Source organism: Saccharothrix ecbatanensis, from assembly GCF_014205015.1.
GTDB lineage: Bacteria > Actinomycetota > Actinomycetes > Mycobacteriales > Pseudonocardiaceae > Actinosynnema > Actinosynnema ecbatanense.
Genome location: NZ_JACHMO010000001.1, coordinates 8476015 through 8498756, shown reverse-complemented (window position 1 = coordinate 8498756; position 22742 = coordinate 8476015). Strand labels below are relative to the sequence as shown.

Here is a 22742-nt window from a genome sequence, read left to right as displayed (position 1 = left end):
CAGGAAACCCGGTTGTCCGCCATGATCGCCTCGCTCGCCGGTCGCGTCCACGTGAACGCGACCGGATCCCCCGACAGGCCGGTGGTCGTGCTCGGCTCGGTGAGTTTTTCCGGATCGGTGCAGTGGAATTCCGCGCCGAATGCGGGCCGTGTGAAGCACCTCGCACTCCGCGCAATTCCTCCCGTGTCGGTGTCACGCTGGTCGGGTAACCGTGCAACAAGGCCCGGGGACCCGCGACGACGCAGGCCCCGAGGGAGGACGGTCGACATGACCTCGAACGAGGTAACCGCGCCTTACGGGAACGGGGCCTCCGGCGCCCCGACCGGCAAGAAAGTGCGCATCCACCACCTGCGGGAGATGAAGGAACGCGGCGAGCCGTGGCCCATGCTCACCGCGTACGACATGTACACCGCTGAGCTGTTCGACGAGGCCGGCATCCCGGTGCTGCTGGTCGGCGACTCGGCGTCCAACAACGTCTACGGCTACGACACGTCGCTGCCGGTGACCGTGGACGAGCTGATCCCGCTGGTCCGGGGCGTGACCCGGTCGGTGAAGCGCTCACTGGTCGTGGCCGACCTGCCGTTCGGCTCCTACCAGGTGTCGGTGGAACAGGCCGTGACGACCGCCGTGCGGTTCATGAAGGAAGGCCGCGCGCACGCGGTGAAGCTCGAAGGCGGGAAGCACTTCGCACCGCACATCGAGGCCATCGTGCGCGCCGGCATCCCGGTCATGGCGCACATCGGGTTCACCCCGCAGAGCGAGCACCAGCTCGGCGGCTACCGGGTGCAGGGCCGCAGCGACGCGTTCGACTCCGTGGTGGAGGACGCGCACGCCGTCGAGGCCGCCGGGGCGTTCGCCGTGGTGCTGGAGATGGTGACCGGCGAGGTCGCCAAGCAGATCACGCACGACCTCCGCATCCCGACCGTCGGCATCGGCGCGGGACCGGACACGGACGCGCAGGTGCTCGTCTGGCAGGACATGATGGGCCTGCGCCGGGGCCGCGCGCCGCGGTTCGTCAAGCGGTACGCCGACGTGGCGGGCGTGATGAAGTCGGCGGCGGAGCAGTTCGCGGCCGAGGTGAAGGGCCATCAGTTCCCCGGCCCCGAGCACACGTTCCACTGATACTCGCCTGAGGTTGCCGCGCGGGCTTCCGGGTCCGCGCGGCGACGGTCGTCGGCGCGGTGCCAGTCGGCGCAGTACCAGTCGCGCGGTACCCGAGGCCCAGTACCAAAGTAGTGGGTGGCCCGTGCTTTGCGGGCTGTCGCGCCGGGCGCCGCCGCTGGTCTTATCCCGGCATGTCAGATCACCGAGAACGACCGACCAGGGTGTTGTCGGCCTGCGGTATCGCCGGACCGGCGCTGTTCCTGGTGGTGTTCCACCTCGACGCGTTCACCCGTGAGGGCTACGACGTGTGGCGGCACGGGCCGAGCCTGCTGATGACCGGTGACGGCGGCTGGGTGCAGGTCGCCAACTTCGTCCTGACCGGCATGGCGATGATCGCCTGCGCCATCGGGCTCCGACGGACCGTGACCGGATGGGGTCCACGGCTGGTGGCGGCCTACGGCGTCATGATGATCAGCACGGGCCTGTTCCGGACCGATCCGGAGGAGGGCTACCCGGCGGGCACTCCGGCGGACCGGATGCCCGGCTGGAACTACCCGTCCAGCTGGGAGCACGGCGTGCACACGCTTTCGGTCCTGGTGATGTACGCCCTGGCCACGGCCGCCTGCTTCGTGTTCGCCAGGCGGTTCGCGGCCGAGCCGGGTGGCCGTCCCTGGGCGGTCGGTCTCGCGGCCAACGGTGTCCTGTCGCCGCTCGTCCTCGCCACCGGCATGCTGATCTCCGGCGACCCGGACCTCGCGGCGGTCGACGGCGTGCTCGGCCGGGTGATCATCCCGCTCGGCTGGGTCTGGGCGGCGGTGGTGCCGTTGCGGCTGAGGACCGCGGGCGACCGGGTCGGTACCGTTTCGTCGTGAGGCGTGAGCGGGTTGTCGACACCGGCGTGGTGCTGCTCGCCGCCGTGCTGGCCCTGACCAACGCGCTCGTCCAGCTGCCCCTGCTCCGCGAACCGTTCGACGCCGTCGCCTTCGGCCTGCTGTTCGCCGGGGCGGCGGCGCTCTGGTTCCGCCGCACGGCACCGGTGGCGGTCGCCTGGTTCGTCGCGGCGTTGAGCGTCACGCTGGTGTCGGCGGCGTGGGTCTGGCCAGGCGCCGACCCGGACGGCGTCCTCCTGCCGTCGGCCGTGCCGTTCGCCGCGTACGCCGTGCCGCTGTACGCCCGCCGATGGCACGGCTGGATCCCGCTGGCCGTCATCGCCGCCGTCTCGGTCGTCGGAGCACCACCCCAGGCGCACCTGGTCGCCGTCGCCGGTCAGGTGGTCGCGCTGGTCGGCGGGCCGGCTCTGCTCGGCCTCTACGCGGCGGCCCGGGTCGAGCGGCTGGAACGCGAGCGGGACCTGCGGGCCGACGAGGCCAGGCGGGCCGAACGGCTGCGGTTGGCCGCCGAGATCCACGACGTGGTGAGCCACCGGGTGAGCGTGATGGTGTTGCAGGCCGGCGCGTTGCAGGTGACCGCGCCCGACGAGCCGGTCCGGCGGGCCGCCGAGGAGCTGCGGGCCACGGGGTGCCAGGCGCTGGACGAGCTGCGTGACCTGGTCGGGCTGCTCACCACGTCCGGCTCGGCCGCGTCCGGACCGCTGGTCCCGCTGCCTGACCTGTCCGGGCTCACGGCGGCGGTGGAGTCGGTGGGGATCGCGGTCGACCTGCACGAGGTGGGCGAGCCGCGTCCGCTGTCGGGTGCGGTCGGCCGGACCGCCTACCGGGTCGTGCAGGAGGCGTTGACCAACGTGGGCAAGCACGCGCCCGGCTCGCGGGTCCGGATCGACGTGGACCACCTGCCCGCCGGAGTCCGCGTGCGGGTGCGCAACACCGCGCCGGAACGGGTCGGCGACGCCGAGTTGGCCGCCGCGGGTGGTGGCACGGGCCTGCTCGGGCTGCGGCGACGGATCGAACTGCTGCACGGCACGCTGGTGGCCGAAGCGTGCGCCGACGGTGGTTTCCTGGTCGACGTGAGGCTGCCCACGCTCGCCGAGGAGCGCCCGTGATCCGCGTGCTGCTGGTGGACGACGACCCGTTGGTGTGCGGGCACCTGCGGACGATCCTCGGCACGGCCGACGACATCACCGTCGTGGACGAGGCCTACGACGGCGCGGCGGCACTGGACGCGGTCACCCGGCACCGGCCCGACGTGGTGCTGATGGACGTGCGGATGCCCGGTGTCGACGGCATCACCGCGACCGGCCGGATCATGGCGCTGGGCGAGCCGCCGGCCGTGGTCGTCCTGACCACCTTCGACACCGACGACCACGTCCTGCGGGCGCTGGCGGCGGGCGCCCGTGGCTTCCTGCTCAAGTCGACCCCGCCCGGCGACCTGATCGGGCTGGTCCGCGTCGCGGCCGACGGCCACAGCGTGCTGTCACCGTCGGCCACCCGCAGGCTGCTGGACACCGCCGTCGGCCGGGCCGCCGAGCAGGACGAACGGCTCGACCTGATCGCCACGCTGACCGAGCGGGAACGCGACGTGCTCGCCTGCCTCGGCCACGGCCTGTCCAACGCCGACATCGCCCTCCGGCTGCGCCTGTCGCCCACCACGGTCAAGGGCCACGTGTCGCGGATCATGGTGAAGCTGGACTGCCCCAACCGGACCCGGGCCGGGCTCCTCGCGCACCAGGCCGGCCTGTCGTCCTGATCCTGCGGCAGAGTGGTGGTCATGTACCCCGAGATCGAGCCCTACGACCAGGGCCTGCTCGACGTCGGCGACGGCAACCGCGTCTACTGGGAGGTGTGCGGGAACCCCTACGGCAAACCCGTGGTGTTCCTGCACGGCGGTCCCGGTGGCGGCTGCAAACCCGTGCACCGCAGGCTGTTCGACCCGGCCGTGTACCGGATCGTGCTGCTGGACCAACGTGGTTGCGGCCGGTCGATCCCGCACGCCGCCGAGCCCGACGCGGACCTGTCCGCGAACACCACCTGGCACCTCGTGGCGGACCTGGAGAAGGTGCGTGAACACCTGGGCGTGGACCGGTGGCAGGTGTCCGGCGGGTCTTGGGGGTCGACGCTGGCGTTGGCGTACGCCGAGATGTACCCCGAGCGGGTCACCGAGCTGGTGTTGCGCGGCGTGTTCACGTTGCGGCGCAAGGAACTCGACTGGTTCTACCGCGGCGGCGCGGGGATGCTGTTCCCGGAGATGTGGGAACGGCTGACGGCGCTGGTGCCGGAAGGCGAAGACGTGATCGAGGCCTACGGTCGGCTGCTGAACGATCCCGATCCCGTGGTGCGCGAGACGGCCGCGGTGACGTGGAGCGTGTGGGAGGCGTCGACGGTGGCGCTGGTGGAGCGGCCCGAGTTGGTGGCCGATTTCGGGCAGCCCCGGTTCGCGCTGGCGTTCGCGCGGATCGAGAACCACTACTTCCGGCACGCGGGGTGGCTGGAGGAAGGGCAGCTGCTGCGTGACGCGGGCAAGCTCGCCGGCATCCCGGGCGTGATCGTGCAGGGCCGGTACGACATGGCGACGCCGGCCACGTCCGCCTGGGAGCTGCACCGGGCGTGGCCGGGGTCGGAGCTGGTCATGGTGCCGGACGCCGGGCACGCGTTCGACGAGCCGGGCGTCCTGCGCGCGCTGCTGGCCGCGACCGACCGGTTCAGGGCCTGAGCGCGGCCTCCAGGGCGGTGCGCGCTTCGACCAGCGACGGGCCGTACCAGGTGAGGTAGCGGCCGGAGACGTGCACCGGGCGCAGGTCGGGGAAGTACTGGGGGCCGTCGTCCGGGGTGAACAGGTAGGGCTCGTCGGGCAGCACGACGATGTCGGCGTCCTGGAGTTCGTCGAGGTGGGGACGCGGGTAGCGCTCGGGGTGGTCGGCGAAGACGTTGACCACCCCCAGGCGCAGCAGGACGTCGCCGGCGAACGTGTCGCGGCCCAGCACCACCCACGGCTTGCGCCACACCGGGATCACGGCGCGCGTCCACGGCGGGGTCACGTCGCGCCACAGGTCTTCCGCCTCGACCAGCCAGTCCGGCTCCACGTCCCACGCCGTGCCGAGCAGGCGGCGCAGGGAGCCGAGGGCCGCGGGGACGGTGGCCGGCGCCGCCGTGACCCAGACCGGGATGCCGTCGGCACGGATGCGGTCGACGTCCTCGTGGCGGTTCTCCTCGCTGTTCGCCAGCACGAGGTCGGGCCGGAGTTCGAGCACCCGGTCGACGTTCGGGTACTTCGAGCCGCCGACCCTGGTCACGTCCAGGTCCGGCGGGTGGGTGCAGTAGTCCGTCGCGCCGACCAGCACGGCCGGGTCGACCGCGTCCGTGACCAGGGCTTCGGTGAGCGAGGGCACCAGGCTGACCACGCGACTCGGCGGGCCGGGCAGCACGACCGGCTCGCCGAGGTCGTCGACGGGGAGCATCAGATGTCGGTGATCTTCAGGCCGGCGTGTGCCTTGTACCGGCGGTTGATGGCGATGAGGTTCGCGGTGAACGCCTCCACCTGGTGGGCGTTGCGCAGCCGGCCGCCGTACACGCCGCGGAAGCCGGGGATCGTCTCGGCCAACGCGCGGACAAGGTCGGTGGCCTCGCGGTCGTCACCGAGGACCAGCACGTCGTTGTCGACCTGCTCGATCGTGAGGTCGGCGAGGTTGACCGCGGAGACGTGGTGGAAGGCGGCCGTGACGCGGGAGTCCGGCAGAAGCGCGGCGGCCTGCTGGGCGGCGCTGCCCTCCGGCACGGGCAGCGCGAACGGGCCCTGCTTGTCGAAGCCGAGCGGGTTCACGCAGTCGATGACGATCTTGCCTCGGAGCGGTTCGCGCAGTGCGGCCACGGTGTCCGCGTGCCCGTCCCACGGCACCGCGATCAGCACGACGTCCGCCTGCGCCGCGCAGCCCTCGTTGTCCGCGCCGCTGACGTGGCCGACGCCGGCCTGCTCGCGCACCTCTTCGGCGGCGGCTTCGGCGCGTTCGGCGTTGCGCGACCCGATGACGACCTTCAGTCCCGCCTTGGCCCACCGCAGCGCCAGGCCCTTGCCCTGCGCACCGGTACCACCCAGGACCCCGACGGTGAGCTCACGAATATCAGTCACCAGGCCATCACATCACACGCGTTCGAAGACGACCTTCCGGCGCTCGGGGTCGGCTTCGACCAGCCGCACCGCGATGCGTTCGCCTTCCGGCAGGTTCTCGCCCGTGCAGCGGCCCATCACCGGCGGGTGGGCGACGAACACGTCCGCGTCGTTGGCGTCCGCCCGCAGCACGACCGCCTCGAAGTGCTGGCCAACCCGATCCGCGAGGACCCACGCCTCGACCTGGTCCAGGCACGCCCGGTCCACCTTGCTCGCGAGGGTGTCCGAGCTGCCCATCAGGCCCGGCAGCAGGGGCAGCGCCTTGACCAGCCACTCGGCGACCTCCTCGCCGGCGGTGACGGCCAGGCACACCTCGGTGGCGAAGCGGTCGACCAGGCGGCGCAGCGGGGCGGTCACGTGCGCGTACGGCGCGGCCAGGCCCGCGTGGGTGGAGATGGTGGGCACCGCGCCGTTGAACGCCGTGTACCCGGCGCCGCGCAGCAGGCGGGTCGCGTCCACGAACAACGCCAGCGCCTCCGGGCGGCCCGGGTCGAGGCTCGCCAACAGCTTGGCCGGGGTCACGCCGTCCGGCCAGTCCACGCCCAGGGCGTGCGCGGAGCGGCGCAACGCGTCCACGGCGCCGTCGTCCGCGTCCGGCAGGGTGCGGAGCACGCCCACCTTCGCCGCCAGCATGATCTTCGCCGCCGCCATGCCGGTGAGCAGCGAGACCTCGGCGTTCCAGGAGTCGACGTCCGCGCGGGGGCGGACCGCGAGCTTCCAGTCGCCGTCGCCGTTCGGCACGATCTCCTGCTCCGGCAACTGCAACTCGACCGCGCCGCGCTCGGCCGCGCGTTCCCGCCGCAGCCGGCCGAAGTCCGGCAGGGCCTCGATCGACGGGTGCGGGTTCCCGGCCGCGAACGACGCCTGCACGCCCTCGTAGTCGAACTGCGCGGTCGACCGGACCATCGCGCGACGCACCCGCACGTCGACCGGCTCGCCGTCGGGGCCGCACTCGAACGTCCACAGCACCGACGGCCGCGTCTGTCCGGGCAGCAGGCTCGCCGCGCCCTCGGACAGCACCGGCGGGTGCAGCGGGACGTTGCCGTCCGGTAGGTAGAGGGTCTGGCCGCGCTTGCGCACCTCGGCGTCCAGCGCGCCGCCGGGCACCACGAACGCGCCCAGGTCGGCGATCGCGTAGTGCACCCGGAAACCGGCGCCGACGCGTTCCACCAGCAGCGCCTGGTCCAGGTCCTTCGCGCCGGGCGGGTCGATCGTCACGAACGGCAGCGCGGTGGCGTCCTCGCGGCCGGCCGTTCCGATGTCACGGGAGACGGCGGTCTGGGCCTCGGCGAGCGCCGCGGCCGGGAATTCCTCGGGAAGGCCGAACTCGGCCCGGACGCCGGCGAAGTCCAGGTCCGCTCGGCCGGTGCGGATCACCATGTGCTGCACCCTAGGCCGGCCTCAGCGCTCGTCCCAGTCCGTATCGGCTTCGTCCTCGGTTCTCGTCCGCTGCCGCGCCAGGTCCAGCGCGTGCTGGGCAGTGGCCTCGTCCGGGTAGGGGCCCATCCGGTCCCCGCCCCGGCAGCCCACACCGTGCTCGACCGTCTGGTGGGTCAGGCAGTAGTACCAAGCGTTCGGATCAGAAGCCATGCCCCCAGGTTTCCATGCGCCGGAGCGCATGTCATGTTCACCACCGGGGTGGCTGAGGCGCCTGACCGGGCGGTGCTTGCACCGGGAGGGGGCCCGACTGGGGGTACGACGGCTGCGGCACCACCGGCGGCTGCGGGAAACCGCGCGGCGGGGTGTTCTGGTTGGCGTTGGCGAGGTCGCCCGGGATCGGGTCGAGCACCGACACCAGCACGGTCTGGTGCTCCGGGTCGGTGATCAGCGCGCCGGAGCGGTCCCGGTACACCAGCTCGCCGTCCGCGTCGATCTCCGCGATCGCGCCGACCTCGGCCAGCTGCTCCTCGTCCAGGTCGACCAGGCGTTCCATCCGGGACGGCACCACCCGGTACACCGGCCAGTCGAGGTGCGCGTACGTGCGGTGGAAGTCGGCCAGTAAATGCGCCATCTGCTGCTGCCAGGGCAGCGGCATCGCCTCGACCAGCGACCGCGGCAGCACCGCGTACGCCTGGTTGGTGCCCGGCGGCCTGGTGTTCAGGTAGTCCCGCGTCGGCGTGCTCGACGCGGGCGGCCCTGACGGTCGCTGGATGGGTTCGTGGTTGAACACCGTCGTGCCTCCCTACACGCCCGGCCGGACGGCCAGCGGCATCAACTCGTGATACTCCCAGTTGATCTTGCTGATCTTCACCACATCACCCGTTTGCGGCGCGTGGATGTACTCGTCGTTGCCCAGGTACATGGCGACGTGGTGCACGGTGACCGGGTTCGCCGGGTTGGTCGCCCAGAAGATCAGGTCACCGGCCTTGGCATCGCGCACCGGCAGGAACGCCCCACCGGCCATGTACTGGTCGTTCGCCACGCGCGGGATCTTCACGCCGGCCTTGCCGAAGGCCTTGACCAGGATGCCGGAGCAGTCCCACTGGTCCGGGCCGTTGCCGCCCCACAGGTACGGCTCGCCCAGCTGCTCCTTCATGAACTCGATCGCGCTGCCCGCCGCGTTCGACGCCAGCAGGTAGCCGCCCGCGCCCTCGCCGCACCCGGCCGGGTCGCTGACGTCGCCTTCCTTGCCGATCAGGAAGGCGGCCATGGCCTCCCAGCGGTGGTACCGGTCCGGGAACGCGGACCGCTCCACGTCCTGCGCCGAGTCGCCGGGACGCTGGTCCTCCCAGTTCGGGAGCTTGAGCAGCACGTCGTAGAACTTGCGGATCGCGTAGTCGGGGTTCTTCACCTCTTCGGGTGTGCCCCAGCCCATCGACGGCCGCATCTGGAAGATGCCCAGCGAGTCGCGGTCGCCGTAGTCGAGGCTGCGCAGCCCTGATTCCGTCATGCCCGCCTGGATGGCGATCTGCCACGCGAGCGGCGGCAGCCCGCGCTGGCGGCCGATGGAGATGATGTTGGCGACGGTGGTCAGCTGCTCCTGGGTGAGTCGCTCCGCGTCGCCGCGGCCCTTCTCCTCGCCGCCGGCCGACCACGGGCCGATCGAGGCGTTGCAGCTCGCCATCCGGATGTTGGCGGATTCCTCGGACGGGGTGTTCTCGTTGATCACCGTGGAGACGCCGTTGGTCACGGCGACGACGATCACCGCCACCACCGCGACGACCACGAGTCCGATCTTCAGCATGTCAGCCCACCTTGTCGAACTCGTGCACGCGCCAACCCTCGGGGAGCTTCACCACGGTCACGACGAGCTTGCCGTCCTCGAGCTGCGCTTCGAACTCCGCCGAATCGGTGAACGACTTGACCGCCTTGACCGGCTGGTCGATCACCACGGGCACGTTCGCCGGCTCGATCGACGCCAATCGGGGGAACAGCTCGTCCGACGTGCGGGGTTTGAGGCCTTCCAGCCACTTCTCCTTGGTGGTCTTGCCCGGCTCGAAGGAGCCGAAGGCGTCCACCCACATGTCGGCGATCACCTGGGCTTCCGTGTTCACCGGAGCCGAGCGGGGCGCCGCGGTGGGGCTCGGCGCCTTGGTCGGCAGCGGCGTGGCCGTGGCGGAGGGCAGCACGCCGACCTGGTTGCCACCGCTGGTGATCGTCTGCGTGGTCGACGTGGTGGCGCCCTGGCTCCCGGTGGACCGCGGCTTGACCGCGTTCGGGATGACGACGCTGATCGTGGTGATCACCACGATCACGCCGACGATCGTCGCCACGAGGTGCTTGGGCGAGCGCAACGGCCAGCCCCACAGGCGTCGGTACACGGCCGCCCGGCCGCGATTGGTGCGGATCGGCATCAGCTGTCCCTGACCTCAAGCCCGCGTGACGGCCGGTAGATCACGTGGACCTGGCGGCCCGCCACGACCTCCGTCTCGGCCCGACGCGGCCCCGGCAGCACCTGGGCGTCCGCGACCCGGCCGAACCCGTTGGTCCGCGACGGCACCAGCACCGCGTCGTCCATCCGGTCGTAGCTCCGGTCGGAGACAGGCGAAACGTCGACCACCCGCGACCGCCCGGACGGCAACGCCGCCTGCGGACCACCGTGCGCACCGACGGGCAGCGCCGCGGCGCCGTTCCGACCGACCCCCATGCCCAGCTCCCCCATGCTGTTCCCCGCCCGGTCCAACCGCTGAGCCGTGGCGGCGACCGGATTGGCCGCCTCCGGCCGCACCCGCCGCCGATCCCGCTGCGGCACCGCCGGACCGTCCGGGTCCGTGTCGCGCACGGTGTCCCAGAACTGCTCCTGCGGCGACGCGCCTTCCTGCTTCTTGCGCAGCCTGGACAGGACCCCGCCGCGCATCGGCAGCGCGCTGCTCGCCGAGCCGATCGACATCTCGACCATCTGCCACATCCGGCGCAGCGGTTTGCCGACCATGAAGCAGACGACCGTCAGCATCAGCCCGAGCAGCGTCCTCGTCAGCAACGACAACCCGGTCGCGTTGAAGATCGCCTGGAGCAGCACCGCGTGCACGCCCGCCAACGCCGCGAGCAGCAGCACGTTGAACACCGTCACGGCCGCCGCGCGAGCGACCTTGCGCAGCAGGTCGTGGTGGATCAAAGCGACCAGGCCGATGAGCGGGCCGGCCAGCGTGAGCACCCGCAGCAGCAACTGCGCCAGCAGCACGGCGGCCTTGGCGAACAGCTGGAACAACGAGAACGCGACGGCTTGCAGCAGCGACAGGAACCCGGCGCCGGTCCGGCCGCCGTCCTCACCGCTGAAGTAGCCCTTCGTCGGGCCGAGCTGCGCGTAGATGTTCTTGTACTCGGCCTTCTTCGCGTCGAGCGCGGCCTGGTCGCCGTCCTTGTGCTCGCCCAGTTCCTGCACCGTCCACGCCTGCGCCGCCAGCAGCTTCGGGCCGAACTCGGTGGCCTGCGGCGCTTCGGGCGCGCCGAACTCGCCGCGCAGCCAGCTCTGGTAGACGACGGAGTCGTGCAGGCGGGACGGCAGCACGTCGATGTTGTCCTGGCCGTCGTCCAGGTCGATGAAACCGGCCTGGATCTCGGACGTCTTGGTGACCAGCGTGTTGTCGAGGAGGTCGTAGAACTGGGGCAGCGCCAGGGTGGACGTCGCCAGCCACATCGCGGCGAGCGCCCACAGCCCGCGTTTGCTGATCGACGCCAGGTCGCCCTGCCAGATCTGGCGGAACATCAACACCGCGAGGATCAACGCGACCAGGCCGAACCAGCGCAGGTAGACGTTGTCGTAGACCTTCTGGACGCCTTCCTTCACCGCCTCGTCGAGCGGCTGGAGCAGTCCCTGGCCGACGACCGTGTAGTGCAGGGCGTTCGTCGCGCCGACGATGTTCTTGCCGACGTTGAACAGCTCGTTGCCCATCCAGGTGTCGAGCACCGGAGTGGCGTTGGGGATCAGGCACTTCTCCTGGTAGGTGTGCCAGACCATGCCCGCGTAGCCATGGGTCAGGTACGGCGTGCCCGGCATGCCGTTGCCGATCGGCGGGTCGATCGCGCCGACCATGCCGGAGCCGGGCCGTTCGGGGTTCGGCGCCTCACCGCAAGGGGCGGCCTGCGCGGGCGTCGCGCCGATGACCGCCTGGAGGCCGACGATCGCGACCACCACGGCCATCGCGCGCCACCGGGCCCGCCCCGGTCTGCCGTGCGCCACCGCGCTTTCCTGAGCGCGTCTGAAACGCCGCCGCGCGTAGAGCGCGACGGCGACCAGCGCCACCAGAAAAAGCGTGCTCATGCGCGCACCTCGCCACGGCCCCGCGCGGCGAGCGCACGGTGCCCCGTGGTGAACGATTCACGCGCGAGCGTGTTCATGCCGCGCCTCCCCGGCCCGGTGCGCGGTTTCCTCCCTCGCCGGGTGCCGAGTCGACCAGTTCGTCGGCCAGGCCGACTTCCAGGTCGGCGGCCAGCTCGTCGTCGTACTCGTCGCTGTACTGCTCGGCGTACGCGAACGGGTCCTGGGGCGGGGAGGAGACCTCGACGTCGGTCGACTCCGCACTCTCGCGCAACGCGTCCGGGGTGGTGTCGAGGCCGTTGCGCAGGTGCTCCAGGTGCGGTCCGGAGAAGTCGATCCGGATCCGCTCCACGCCGCCCGCGCCGTCCGCGAAGATGAACTGGCGGGGCGCCCGGTCGCGTTCGGGGTTGGTGCGGACGCCGCCGGGACGACGGCCCAGTGACGCCACGACCTGCTCGTAGCCCGCGCCGATCGGCACCTTGAGCAGCCGCAACGCGTCCGCCTGCGCCGAGTCGTCGTCCAACCGCCCGACGAACACCGAGTCGAGCAGCGTGACGAAGCCCTGGATCTTCAGGAAGTCCGCCGGGATCTGCGACGACAGCAGCACGCGGACGTTCCACTTGCGCGAGTCACGGGCGAAGCGGTTCATCAGCACGCGTCCGGTCGGCACTTCGGACAGGAAGAACGCCTCGTCGATCCAGACGCCCTTGCGCAGGTCCTTCGGCCGCTCGTAGATCGACCGCTGGGTCAGCCACGCGGCGAGGTTCAGCATCTCCACGCCGAGCGCTTCCGCGTCCGTCCAGTGCTCGCGGCCGACGTTGTCCTTCGGCAGGTTCAGCCCGGCCATGGTCAACACCGTGAGGCGGTCGTCGCGCACCTCGTTGTACGGGTCCGCGTCCTGCTCGGGGATGAGCAGCGACATGCGTTCCCGCATCTCGTCCAGGAAGTCGGCCACCACGACGGCGTGCTCGTGGTGCTCCGAAGCGTCGCGCCGCAGCGCCTCGAACACCTGGCCGGGGTGCGCGTCGGGCCGGCCGCCGACCGTGCGGACCGCGCGCAGCAGCACGATCCGGGTCTGCGGCAGCCTGGCCACCTCGAACGGCAGCAGGCCGGACAGCACGTCCAGCACGAGGCGACGGCGGGTGGCCGCGGCGAGCGCGCGTTCACGCCGCCACGCCCGTTCCGGGTCCTCCTCGTCGATGAAGTGCTCGAGCTGCGGCTCGGCCACCACGCGATACGGGTTGAGGATGCCCGCCTGCGCGTTGAGCAGGTTGATCGGCCGCGCGTACGGCTTCAGCTCGGGCAGTTCGCACAGCGCCGCCAGCGGACCGGACGGGTCGAGCAGCGTCCAGTGCGCGCCGGCGCGGAGCGTCTTGTAGACGATGCCGCCACCGAGGAACGACTTGCCCGCGCCCAGCCCGGCGACCATCGCGGTCAGGCCGGACGAGTCGCGCAGCTCCTGCGCCATCCACGGGTCCCACGCCACCGGACGGCGGGTCGCGGTGACCGTCTCGCCCAGCAGGATGCCCCGCCGGTCGCCCACCTCGGCGGTCGCGGTCGGGACGGCGGACGCCGCCCACAGCACCGAGCCGCGCCGCAGGTAGGCCGACGACGACAGCGGCTCGCCGGGGATGAACTCGCGGGCGATGGCGTACTGCGCCTCGGGGTGCTCGATCGCCACCTTCGGCTTGTAGAGGTCGAGCAGGCCCTGGGCGAGGCGCAGCGCGTCCCGCTCGGTCGGCCCGGATACCGCGAGACGCCACCAGCTGCGCACCCGTGTGCCCAGCGCGGTGAAGCCCGACGTCATCTCGTCGTCGATCTCCAGCACCCGGGACGCCTGGCGGGCCAACGACTGCGGCGGGTCCAGCTCGTGCTCGTCGGTGTAGTGCCGCACCTGCGAGCGGACCTTGCTCATCTGCCGCTGGAGCTCGCCCGCGACCTCTTCGGGACGCCGCACGTAAATCCGCGCGGACCACTCCACGGAGGCAGGCAGCCGGTCCGAGCGCTGCATCCACGGGTCGTCGACCTCGGGGATCTGGAGACCGTGCATCAGGCCGACGGTGAGCACCGCGACGTGCCGCTTGATGCCCGCGTTCGAGCCGGTGCGGCCGCGGACCGTGACCGTCGGCGAGTACGGCTCCTGGTGGAAGTCCGCCGCGTCGGTGAAGCTGGCCAGGTCTTCGGGTTCCCACGGCGCACCGGGGACGGCCGGCAGGTTGCGCGGCGCGGGGAGTCCGAGCGAGCACGACCGGTGCATCAGCCAGGACATCTCCTCGGCCGTGGCCGGGCGGCCCTCCAGACCGGCGGAGCCGATCACCTGGTCGAGGTGGTCGATCTCCGACTCGATGGCGACGAGTTCGGCGTCCACGGCGTCCGGGAAGACCTTGCGCAGCACGGGGGCGGCGCGCTCGACCGCGCGGTCCATCATGTTGCGGGTCTGCACCTGGACGCCGAGGTAGACCTCTTTCTCCGCCATCGACCGGCCCATCAGCTGCTGCTGCTCGCCGACCATGTAGTCGTCGAAGCTCAGCGTGCCGGGTGTGTCGGGCAGCCGGCGCACGGCGTTGTGCACGTGCGCCTCGGCCCACATCCGGATCGGGTACGGGCGGGTCGTCACGCGCAGGTGCATCCAGCGGCCCTGCAACTCGGCGTACTGGCCCGCGATCGCCGCGATCAGGTCCTGCCGCTGCGAGTCCGACCGGAACGACCAGCGCTGCGGCGCGAGCCGGTACCAGGCGTAGACCTCCTGGCCGGTGCGCAGCAGGTGGCCGTCGATGCTGCGGGCGGAGATCGACGGTGTGTAGCTGGGCACGGCCTGCTCGCCCGGGAGGCGGCGACCACGCTTGCTGTACACCTTGCGGTCGTCGCGCGCGGCGGCGGCGTGCTGTGCCACGTGCGCAGCGGATCGTCGGTCACGGTCACGCCGGCGTCCGAACACCGCGCACCTCCTTCTGACGGCGGTCTTGCTGCCCGCGGTGCTGGGATCGGGTGGCGGCGCTCGCGCGTTTCGCCCCCTTGGGACGTTTACGGGGGCGGTGCGGGCTGATCCGGATCCGCGAGGCGCTGGACGCGCCACCACGACCCGACGTCGTCTCGCGTGGCGCGGTCAGCTCGCGCCCCCACATCGTCAGGACCGACGACAGCGGGCGCTCGTGGCTGATCCGGGAGCAGATGACCCTGGTCAGGGCGATCGTGATCACGAAGCCCCAGCCGGTGTTGATGATGTCGAAACCGAAGCCGACCTGCCGCTGGACAGCGGTGACCAGCAGGAACACCACGATGCCGACACCCCACGCGACGTAACGCGCACGCCACGGGAAGGTCGCTTTGGGCGGGCCGAGCCAGACGGCGTCGACCCGGTAGACCTCGTCGTCAGTGCGTACCCGCAAGGGTCACCCGCCGGTGAACAGGCCGGCGATCCACGAACCGATGGCGCCCGCGTTGCCGCCGACGGCCAGTCCGATGATCGCCAACGCGATGATGACGCCGCCCAGGCGGCGCATGACCCCGGCGTTGTCGCCCTTGCCGCCACCCAGCCAGAGCAGCAGGACGGCGACGGTCAGCAAGAGCAGGGGGACGAGGTTGTCGAGCATCCACTGGCGCAACCCGCCGGTGCCCAGGGTGGGCGGCTGCTGCTGGGCGAGTGTTACCAGGGTCATGGCGGTCATCTCGTACTCCTGAGTACGCAGGACTTCGCCGGGCGAGCCGAGGGGTGCCCGTCCGGTTGATGCGCTATCGAGTAGAACACGTCTTCGTCACGAGGTGTATCGGGTGACTAGCGGTGGGTAGATCAATAACCGTTCCCCTGGCAGTCGATTACGTCTAATCTGGCCACAGACATCATGGTTCGGGCGAAGCCGGTGGAGAACCGGCGTCCCCGGATTCTCCCGATTGCTGAGATAGTTCACCCGACTGCGAACCCCCTGGTCACGCACAGTGCGCCCGACCTCCAGCCCTCAGTCCGCCGGCGCTTCGAACTACGCCGTCCGGTCGAGCGGTAAAGCCCGAACGGACCGCAGCCCGGAGTGACGACGCCGAGGAGGCTCGCCGATGACCCAGCCGCCCGAGGCCGTGCCCGAACCAGCCACTGGAGTGAACGAAATCACCGTCACCGTGACCGTCTCGGGCAATGATCAGGTTACCGGTGCGGACCGGCAAACCGGGCGGCGGGTGCAGCGGACGGTCAACTTCGACCAGGACGTGCTGGAGCGGGCTCGGGCGGCGGCGACCTACCTGGCGGCGTACGAGGGGGAGGCCGGGGTGCGCAGCCTGGCGGACATCGTCAACCCGGCCGTCGAGGCCTACGTGACCGACCTGGAACGCCGTTACAACAACGGTGAGGCCTTCCGCCCGGTCTTCCGCATGCCCCCCGGCCGCCCCGCCCGCCGCACCTAGACCGCGTGAGTCCTACGTTCGCGACCCGTGAGTCCTACGTTCAGAACGCGCGAGTCCTACGTTCAGGACCCCTGAGTTCAACGCTCGGAACGCGCGAGTCGGCCGGCTGGGGCACCGGGAGCGGACCGGAGAACGCCGGAAGGGGCCCCTTCCCACCCCCAGGTGTGGAAGGGACCCCCTCGATGCGGTGGGTCAGCTGGAGCCGGAGATGCGCCAGAAGCCGCCCGTCGGCAGGGTGTCCGGTCCGACCGGGCCCTTGTTCCAGAAGTAGTCGTTGAAGTTGGCGAGCCCGCCGCTGCCGATCGGGCCCATGGTCGCCCACGTGACCTTCGCCGGCTGGGTGTCGATCGAGGCCTGCGCCCACGCGCTGCGGACCTTCATCGGCTTGTTCCACCACAGGAACGGCGTCCGCACGAGGTAGTTGGCGAACTTCCCGCCGTGCACCCCGCTGTGGTACGACACGGTGTCGAAGCTGTTGATCTGGTGTAGCCCCTTGAACGACTTGCCCCAGCGCTGCGCCCAGCTCAGCCCGCCCGAAGAGCCCTTCAGGATCGAGCACGTGAACAGGCTCATCCACTCGACGTCCCGGTTGCCCCAGCGCGCGTCGTTGTTGGACAGGAACGTGTCGGTGTTGTTGCTGCACCCGGCGAACGAGAACCCGGTCGGCGAGCCGTGACCCTGCCAGTAGGTCATGTCCACGTCGTCCGCGTACAGGTGGTCCTGGCCGCCGACGAACGCCGGGTCCTTGAAGTCCCGCTCCCACGCGTTGCCGTTGAGCCAGCTGAACTGCACCGGCACGCCGGCCGCGGTGAACCGGTTGTTGAACGCGGCGAGGTTGTTGCCCGTCAACGGCAGGCCGGAGCACGACCCTGTGCCCTCACTGCCGACGTCGATCCGGTTGGTCCACTGCGGGCTGATCGCGCTGTCCGAACGCGGCGGCTGCACCGGGTCCGGCCCCGGCAGCCGAGTGTCGAAGGTCGCGCCCACGATGACGGACTGGACGTCGGCGCCGTCCGCGTTGACGCCGTCGCAGCGGAAGCCGGGCTCCAGCTTGTCGACCTTCTCGGACAACGCCGGGGCCTCGTACACATAGGACACGCCGGTCGGCTTCACGCTTGAGCCGAGCGCCTTGGCACACCGGTCCCGACCCTCGTCCAGGCTGAGCACCGGCACGGTGCCCACCTCGACCACGTCACGCGTGCTGTAGGTGAGGCCGGCGACGGCGCCCTGGCCGTCGAACGCGATCCGGATCTTGGCGCCCGGCCCTTCCAGCGGCACGCCGCCGAGGGTGAAGGCGAACGACACGGCGGTGTCCAGCGGCGCGGTGAGCACCGGCTTGTCGTACGCGTCGACGATCTCGAACGTCGTCTGCTTGGCGGTCGGGGTGGCGTTGTCCGGCAGCAGGCCGATCTCGCGCAGGGTGCCGAGGGCCTTCTTGGTGGCGTCCTCGACGGGGATGGCGGTCAGGCGCCGCAGGGCTTCCACGTCGAGCAACGTCTGGGTGGTCTCGCTGCCGTCCTCGTCCGGCTTGCCCGCGCCCTTGTCCAGACCGGGGACGTTCAGGTAGGTCGACTCGTCGGCGAACGCGACCGAGCCGTCCTCCGCCAGGTGGACGTCCTTGAGGCCGAACGCGCGTTGCAGGGCGGCGGCTTGCTGCGGGTCGAGCCCGGCGGACCGGACCCCGTACACCGGCAGCTCTGCCGATGCGGCCGTGGCGGTGGCGGCGGACCCGGTGATCGCCGCGGCACCCATCAGGCCGGTCAGGGCGAGCCAGGTGGTGGCGCGCCTCGTCGTAGTGGACATGGGATTCCCTCCTCGTTGGCACCGCGGGGCAGGGCCCGTGGTCTGGGGGGAGGAGCCGCGCCGGACGGGGTTGATACCGGGAACCACTCGAACGGCGTCACTTGTGTAACGACGTTGGCGCACAAGGGATCTATAGGGCGGACAGGTAGATCGACAGGGCTTGGTCGTGGGCCGCGTCGGGTGGAATTGTCGGACCCTGCCGGCAGAATGAAGATCAGGGGTCCCCCTGGCGAGGACCCCTGCGAAGCGTTCGATCGGTCGAGGTCACGGCCCCTGTCAGGCCGGATGCCGGGGGTCGAGGGCTGATGCTGGGGAGCGCGGGAATCGATGCCTGAGGCCGGAGAGCGCGGGAGGTGAGGCCGGAAGCCGGGGTGCGCGGGACAGGCTCTCGGGATCGGTAGCCGGGCGCGAGAGAGCCGGAAACCCGCGAACCGAGATCCAGGAGCGCGCGAGCCTGCGGCAAGCCGGGCGAACCTGGAACCGGGAGTGACCGGCGGGATTGGGCGGATGAGTCGGCATGTAAGCCGGATTCTGTTCCCGGGTGCCTTGCGGCGGTCCCGTTCGGCGGCCATCCATCTCGGCCTGCCGTTGCCGACAGGCTCTTGCGGCCTACCCGCAGGCATCGGGCGGGCCGCCCTCGATCGCCTGCGCAGGTGCCCGGAGGCACCCTCTTGGCCTTGCTCCGGGTGGGGTTTACCTAGCCGCTCCCGTCACCGGGAACGCTGGTGGTCTCTTACACCACCGTTTCACCCTTACCCCGGCTCGCGCCGAGGCGGTCTGTTCTCTGTGGCACTGTCCCGAGGGTCGCCCCTGGTTGCCGTTGACAACCACCCTGCCCTGTGGAGTCCGGACTTTCCTCGGCGACGGATCGGAATCCGTCGACGCGGCCGCCCTGCCGACTCATCCGCACCACCAGGATACCGGCGGGTTCCCGGGCACTGGAACCAGGCCACTCAGCCGAGACCGGTCAGCCCAGGTGCGACGTGTCGTTGACCAGCCGCACGGAGGCGTGCCCGTCGGGGTAGAACTCGACCACCGACAACGACGCCAGGTCCAGGTGCAGCCGGAACAGCAGCGACGGGCCGACGTCCAGCGCCATCCGGAGCAGCGACTTGATCGGCGTGACGTGGCTGACCACGACGACGTTCGCGCCGCCGAACCGGGACACGATGGCGTTGCGCGCCCGCCGCACCCGGTGGTGCACCTGGTCGAAGCTCTCACCGCCCGGCGCGGGCACGGACGGGTCTCCCAGCCACCGCCGGTGCACGTCGGGGTCGCGTTCGGCGGCTTCGGCGAAGGTCAGGCCCTCCCAGGCGCCGAAGTCGGTCTCGATCAGGTCGTCGTCCCACGTGAGCTCGGCGCCGGTGGCCGCCGCGACGGCCCGCGCGGTCTCCTTCGCCCGCCCCAACGGGGACGCCACCACGGCGGTCAGCCCTTCGACCTTCGCCAGCCGACGTGCCGCGGCCTCCGCCTGCCCCCGCCCGATCTCGGTCAACGGCGGGTTGCCGCGCCCGGAGTACCGGCGGGCCACCGACAGCTCGGTCTGCCCGTGCCGGAGCAGGTACAACCGCGTCGGCTCGCCGACCGCGCCCGTCCACGACGTGGGTGACTGCGTGACCGCCGCGTCCGGCTGCTGCGGCTCCGGCCGTGCCGGCGTCTCCTTCTCGGGACGCTCCACGCCCGCCTGGTCGTCCATCGCCTGGTTCGCCAGCCGGTCCGCACGCTGGTTGCGCTCGCGCGGGATCCACTCGTAGCTCACCCGCTCGAACGCCCGCGCCAGCTCACGGGCCTGCGCGACCAGCGGCTGCATCGACGGGTGCTTGACCTTCCACCGGCCGGACATCTGCTCGACCACGAGCTTGGAGTCCATCCGCACGTCCACCTCGGACGCGCCGACCTCCGCCGCCACCCGCAGGCCCGCGAGGAGCCCCCGGTACTCGGCGACGTTGTTGGTCGCGATGCCGATGCCCTCGAACCGCTCGGCCACGACCGCGCCGGACTCGTCCAGCACCACGGCCCCGTACCCGGCGGGCCCGGGGTTGCCGCGCGAGCCGCCGTCCGCCTCGACGACGACCCTCACAGACCCGATTCCCCGGTCCGCACCATGATCGCGTCGCACTCCTCGCACTGGATGACCTCGTCCGCCGCCGATTCCTTGACCTTGGCGAACGCGTTGCGGTCGAGCTCGATGCGGCACGCGCCGCAGCGCCGTGACTGGAGCAGCGCCGCCCCGATGCCCTTGTGCGTGCGCACCCGGTCGTACAGCGAGAGCAGCGGCGCGGGGAACTGGCCGACCATCAGCTTGCGGTCGGACGTGCGCTTGGTCTCGGTCGACTCCAGGTCCGCCAACGCGCTGTCCCGGCGGCGGGCCGCGTCGGACATCGCCTCCTGGGCCTTGTCCAGCGCGACCCGGGCGTGCTGGATGTCCGCCTCGACGGCTTCGCGGCGTTCCATCAGCTCCAGCAGGTCGTCCTCCAGCGCGCCGCGACGACGGCCGAGGGTGGCCAGCTCGTGCTCCAGGTCGGTCAGCTGCTTCGCGCCGACCGTGCCCTCGCGGAGCAGCTTGCGGTCGCGCTCCTCACGGGCGCTGACCTGGTCGATCTCGGTCTCCTGTCGCTTGACCTCGCGGTTCAGATCGCCGAGCGTGGTCTCGATCGTGGTCAGCGCGTCCTGCTTGGCGCGGAACTGCTTCTCCGCCTCGGCGATCTCCGCGATCTCGGGCAGCGTGCGGCGTCGATGGAGGACGCGCGACAGTTCGGCGTCGACCTGCGCGAGGTCGAGCAGCCTGCGCTGCACGGCGGGATCGGCTTTCACTTGGATGATCCTCCTGTTCGGCTCGTCACGCCTACGGTCCATGGGTCGGTCCGGCGGGTCGAGACGAGAACTTCGACCGTACCGCCGAGCGCGGCGCGCACGACGTCTGCCGCCTGTCCGCACCACGGCCACTCACTGGCCCAGTGCGCCACGTCGACCAGCGCCGGACCTCCCGCGGCCAGGTGCTCGCCCGCCGGGTGGTGGCGCAGGTCCGCGGTGACGTAGGCGTCGACGCCCGCGCGGGACGCGTCGGACAGATAACTGTCGCCCGCGCCGCCGCACACCGCTACCCGCTGGACGGGCCGGTCCGGGTCGCCCGCCGAACGCACGCCCCACGCCGTAACGGGCAGGGCGTCGGCGACGCGGCGGGTGAACTCGTGCAGCGGTTCGGGCCGGTCCAGCTCGCCGATCCGGCCGATGCCGGTGGACGCGCCAGGGTCCAGGTGGGGAACGAGTGGGCCGGTGACGCGCAGTCCGATGGCCTGCGCCAGGGCGTCCGAGACGCCGGGGTCGGCCGTGTCGGCGTTCGTGTGCGCGGTGTAGAGGGCGACGCCCGATCGGATCAGCCGGTGGACCAGCCCGCCCTTCGGGTCGTCGGCGGGCACGCCCGTGACGCCGCGCAGCATCAGCGGGTGGTGCGCCACCAGGAGTTGCGCGCCCACTTCCAGCGCTTCGTCCACTGTGGACTCCAGTGGGTCGACGCAGAACAGCACCCTGGACACCGGTTCGGCGCGGTCGCCGCAGACCAGGCCGACGGCGTCCCAGGATTCGGCGGTCGCGGGCGGGTAGGCGGCCTCCAGGGCCGCCAGCACGTCGCCGAGCGTCGTCACCGGTCCTCCAGCACCACTCGCAGGGCGTCCACAAGGGACGCGAACTCCTCGGGCGCGCGGACCGCGACCCGCAGGTGGTCGGGGGTCAGGCCGGGGAACGTGTCACCCCGCCGCACCGCGATCCCCTTGTCCCGCAACGCTTGCCGCACCCGTTCACCCTCGGGCACGCGCAGCAGCACGAACGGCGCGTCCGGCGGCACGACCACGAGACCACCCAGCTGGGCGACGGCGTGGGCGGTGTGCTCCCGCGCCTCCCGCGCCAACGCCTCGGCCTCGGCCACGGCGTCCGGCTCGCAGCACGCCGTGACGGCCTCCAGCACCAGGCTGCCCACCGGCCACTGCGGACGCGGCAGCGCGAGCCGGGCCAGCAGCTCCGGGGCGCCGAGCAGGTAGCCCGCCCGCAGACCGGCCAGGCCCCACGTCTTGGTCAGGCTGCGCAGCACCAGCAGGCCCGGCACGTCGGCGCGGCCGGCCAGCGACTCCGGCTCACCGGGGATCGTGTCGGCGAACGCCTCGTCCACCACCAGCACGCGGCCGGGGCGGCTCAGCGACGCCACGACCTCCGCCGGGTGCAGCACGGACGTCGGGTTGGTCGGGTTGCCCAGCACCACCAGGTCGGCCTCGTCCGGCACCAGGTCGGGCCGCAGCGCGTAGCCGTCCTCCGGCCACAGCTGCACCCGGTGCACGGGCACGCCCGCGTCCCGCAACGCCACCTCGGGCTCGGTGAACGACGGGTGCACCACCGCGGCCAGGCACGGGTGCAGGTTCGGCAGCAGCGCGAAGCCCTCCGCGGCGCCGTTGAGCACCAGGACCTCGTCCGCGGCACGGCCGTGCCTCGCCGCGACGGCCTCACGGGCGCGTTCGTCGGCGGCGGCAGCGGGGTAGGAGCCGAGGTGGTCCAGGGCGGTGACCAGCCGGTCGCGCAGCCACGCGGGCGGCGCGGGCAGCCGCACGTTCACCGCGAAGTCCGCGAGCCCGGGCGCGGCGTCGACGTCCCCGTGGTGGCGCAGGAGCGCCCGGCCGGAATCCTGGCTGGTCAT

General features: G+C 71.6%; 22 protein-coding genes and 1 other RNA gene. 6 read left to right on the top strand and 17 right to left on the bottom strand.

Annotation, left to right across the window (positions count from 1 at the left end; genetic code table 11):
• Window positions 1-267: 267 nt before the first annotated feature.
• The 5 genes from panB (at window position 268) to pip (ending at window position 4710) form a co-directional block, all read left to right on the top strand.
• On the top strand, window positions 268-1122 hold the full coding sequence (panB, locus tag F4560_RS37720) for a 3-methyl-2-oxobutanoate hydroxymethyltransferase (protein ID WP_184927845.1): 855 nt from the start codon (window positions 268-270) through the stop codon (window positions 1120-1122).
• Between the two features lie 173 nt (window positions 1123-1295).
• Window positions 1296-1976: a DUF998 domain-containing protein gene (locus tag F4560_RS37715; RefSeq protein WP_184927844.1), complete on the top strand. Its 681-nt coding sequence runs from the start codon at window positions 1296-1298 to the stop codon at window positions 1974-1976.
• Complete coding sequence (locus F4560_RS45855) at window positions 1973-3103, top strand: sensor histidine kinase (protein ID WP_221483783.1); 1131 nt, start codon at window positions 1973-1975, stop codon at window positions 3101-3103. The genes F4560_RS37715 and F4560_RS45855 overlap by 4 nt, the downstream gene beginning before the upstream one ends.
• On the top strand, window positions 3100-3747 hold the full coding sequence (locus tag F4560_RS37705; RefSeq protein ID WP_184927843.1) for a response regulator transcription factor: 648 nt from the start codon (window positions 3100-3102) through the stop codon (window positions 3745-3747). Before F4560_RS45855 ends, F4560_RS37705 begins: the two co-directional genes overlap by 4 nt.
• Window positions 3748-3768: 21 nt before the next feature.
• Window positions 3769-4710, top strand: a complete 942-nt coding sequence (gene pip / locus F4560_RS37700) for a prolyl aminopeptidase (protein ID WP_184927842.1) — start codon at window positions 3769-3771, stop codon at window positions 4708-4710.
• On the opposite strand, the gene F4560_RS37695 is transcribed toward pip, so the two are convergent.
• The 11 genes from F4560_RS37695 to F4560_RS37645 all read right to left on the bottom strand — a co-directional run bounded on the left by F4560_RS37695 (window position 4700) and on the right by F4560_RS37645 (window position 15528).
• Window positions 4700-5455 carry a helical backbone metal receptor gene (locus F4560_RS37695; protein ID WP_184927841.1) on the bottom strand — a complete coding sequence of 252 codons (756 nt, stop codon included), beginning with the start codon at window positions 5453-5455 and terminating at the stop codon, window positions 4700-4702. The two genes, pip and F4560_RS37695, sit on opposite strands and share 11 nt — an antisense overlap.
• Entirely contained in the window at window positions 5455-6123 is a 669-nt protein-coding gene (gene npdG, locus F4560_RS37690) for an NADPH-dependent F420 reductase (RefSeq protein ID WP_184927840.1), read from the bottom strand. Before npdG ends, F4560_RS37695 begins: the two co-directional genes overlap by 1 nt.
• A gap of 12 nt (window positions 6124-6135) precedes the next feature.
• Window positions 6136-7542, bottom strand: coding sequence for an RNB domain-containing ribonuclease (locus F4560_RS37685; RefSeq protein WP_184927839.1), 1407 nt, complete (start codon window positions 7540-7542; stop codon window positions 6136-6138).
• Between the two features lie 21 nt (window positions 7543-7563).
• The gene (locus F4560_RS37680; protein ID WP_246477934.1) at window positions 7564-7752 is read right to left on the bottom strand and encodes a hypothetical protein; all 189 of its coding nucleotides are present in this window, start codon (window positions 7750-7752) and stop codon (window positions 7564-7566) included.
• Between the two features lie 37 nt (window positions 7753-7789).
• On the bottom strand, window positions 7790-8332 hold the full coding sequence (locus F4560_RS37675; protein WP_184927837.1) for a hypothetical protein: 543 nt from the start codon (window positions 8330-8332) through the stop codon (window positions 7790-7792).
• 12 nt (window positions 8333-8344) lie between these two features.
• The gene (locus F4560_RS37670) at window positions 8345-9346 is read right to left on the bottom strand and encodes a C40 family peptidase (protein ID WP_184927836.1); all 1002 of its coding nucleotides are present in this window, start codon (window positions 9344-9346) and stop codon (window positions 8345-8347) included.
• Window position 9347: 1 nt separating this feature from the next.
• On the bottom strand, window positions 9348-9956 hold the full coding sequence (locus F4560_RS37665) for a hypothetical protein (protein ID WP_184927835.1): 609 nt from the start codon (window positions 9954-9956) through the stop codon (window positions 9348-9350).
• Window positions 9956-11863 (bottom strand): hypothetical protein, encoded by a 1908-nt coding sequence (locus F4560_RS37660; protein ID WP_184927834.1) that lies wholly within the window; start codon window positions 11861-11863, stop codon window positions 9956-9958. Before F4560_RS37660 ends, F4560_RS37665 begins: the two co-directional genes overlap by 1 nt.
• Before the next feature lie 73 nt (window positions 11864-11936).
• Window positions 11937-14753: an ATP-binding protein gene (locus F4560_RS37655; protein ID WP_312869714.1), complete on the bottom strand. Its 2817-nt coding sequence runs from the start codon at window positions 14751-14753 to the stop codon at window positions 11937-11939.
• Window positions 14754-14778: 25 nt separating this feature from the next.
• Window positions 14779-15249 carry a hypothetical protein gene (locus tag F4560_RS37650; protein WP_184927832.1) on the bottom strand — a complete coding sequence of 157 codons (471 nt, stop codon included), beginning with the start codon at window positions 15247-15249 and terminating at the stop codon, window positions 14779-14781.
• A 3-nt stretch (window positions 15250-15252) separates the two neighbouring features.
• Window positions 15253-15528 carry a hypothetical protein gene (locus tag F4560_RS37645; RefSeq protein WP_184927831.1) on the bottom strand — a complete coding sequence of 92 codons (276 nt, stop codon included), beginning with the start codon at window positions 15526-15528 and terminating at the stop codon, window positions 15253-15255.
• 382 nt (window positions 15529-15910) lie between these two features.
• Here F4560_RS37645 and F4560_RS37640 point away from each other — a divergent pair, with 382 nt between their 5' ends.
• On the top strand, window positions 15911-16255 hold the full coding sequence (locus F4560_RS37640) for a ParB family protein (RefSeq protein ID WP_184927830.1): 345 nt from the start codon (window positions 15911-15913) through the stop codon (window positions 16253-16255).
• Window positions 16256-16447: 192 nt separating this feature from the next.
• On the opposite strand, the gene F4560_RS37635 is transcribed toward F4560_RS37640, so the two are convergent.
• From F4560_RS37635 to cobC, 6 genes are all read right to left on the bottom strand, one after another.
• Entirely contained in the window at window positions 16448-18058 is a 1611-nt protein-coding gene (locus F4560_RS37635) for a DUF6345 domain-containing protein (protein WP_184927829.1), read from the bottom strand.
• A gap of 504 nt (window positions 18059-18562) precedes the next feature.
• Window positions 18563-18961: RNase P RNA component class A (rnpB, locus tag F4560_RS37630), an RNA gene on the bottom strand.
• Between the two features lie 64 nt (window positions 18962-19025).
• Window positions 19026-20138, bottom strand: a complete 1113-nt coding sequence (locus tag F4560_RS37625; RefSeq protein WP_184927828.1) for a bifunctional RNase H/acid phosphatase — start codon at window positions 20136-20138, stop codon at window positions 19026-19028.
• Entirely contained in the window at window positions 20135-20872 is a 738-nt protein-coding gene (locus tag F4560_RS45195; RefSeq protein WP_184927827.1) for a zinc ribbon domain-containing protein, read from the bottom strand. Before F4560_RS45195 ends, F4560_RS37625 begins: the two co-directional genes overlap by 4 nt.
• Entirely contained in the window at window positions 20869-21702 is an 834-nt protein-coding gene (locus tag F4560_RS37615) for a Nif3-like dinuclear metal center hexameric protein (protein ID WP_184927826.1), read from the bottom strand. The genes F4560_RS45195 and F4560_RS37615 overlap by 4 nt, the downstream gene beginning before the upstream one ends.
• Complete coding sequence (gene cobC, locus F4560_RS37610) at window positions 21699-22742, bottom strand: Rv2231c family histidinol phosphate aminotransferase CobC (protein ID WP_184927825.1); 1044 nt, start codon at window positions 22740-22742, stop codon at window positions 21699-21701. Before cobC ends, F4560_RS37615 begins: the two co-directional genes overlap by 4 nt.

Excerpts from the sequence above, each read along its gene's own strand:
- F4560_RS37715 (WP_184927844.1), top strand. The coding sequence starts at position 1,296 with ATGTCAGATCACCGAGAACGACCGACCAGGGTGTTGTCGGCCTGCGGT.
- F4560_RS37640 (WP_184927830.1), top strand. The coding sequence starts at position 15,911 with ATGACCCAGCCGCCCGAGGCCGTGCCCGAACCAGCCACTGGAGTGAAC.
- F4560_RS37680 (WP_246477934.1), bottom strand. The coding sequence starts at position 7,752 with ATGGCTTCTGATCCGAACGCTTGGTACTACTGCCTGACCCACCAGACG.
- pip (WP_184927842.1), top strand. The coding sequence starts at position 3,769 with ATGTACCCCGAGATCGAGCCCTACGACCAGGGCCTGCTCGACGTCGGC.
- F4560_RS37665 (WP_184927835.1), bottom strand. The coding sequence starts at position 9,956 with ATGCCGATCCGCACCAATCGCGGCCGGGCGGCCGTGTACCGACGCCTG.
- F4560_RS37695 (WP_184927841.1), bottom strand. The coding sequence starts at position 5,455 with ATGCTCCCCGTCGACGACCTCGGCGAGCCGGTCGTGCTGCCCGGCCCG.
- cobC (WP_184927825.1), bottom strand. The coding sequence starts at position 22,742 with ATGACCAGCCAGGATTCCGGCCGGGCGCTCCTGCGCCACCACGGGGAC.
- F4560_RS37635 (WP_184927829.1), bottom strand. The coding sequence starts at position 18,058 with ATGTCCACTACGACGAGGCGCGCCACCACCTGGCTCGCCCTGACCGGC.
- F4560_RS37685 (WP_184927839.1), bottom strand. The coding sequence starts at position 7,542 with ATGGTGATCCGCACCGGCCGAGCGGACCTGGACTTCGCCGGCGTCCGG.
- panB (WP_184927845.1), top strand. The coding sequence starts at position 268 with ATGACCTCGAACGAGGTAACCGCGCCTTACGGGAACGGGGCCTCCGGC.
- F4560_RS37645 (WP_184927831.1), bottom strand. The coding sequence starts at position 15,528 with ATGACCGCCATGACCCTGGTAACACTCGCCCAGCAGCAGCCGCCCACC.
- F4560_RS37660 (WP_184927834.1), bottom strand. The coding sequence starts at position 11,863 with ATGAGCACGCTTTTTCTGGTGGCGCTGGTCGCCGTCGCGCTCTACGCG.
- F4560_RS37670 (WP_184927836.1), bottom strand. The coding sequence starts at position 9,346 with ATGCTGAAGATCGGACTCGTGGTCGTCGCGGTGGTGGCGGTGATCGTC.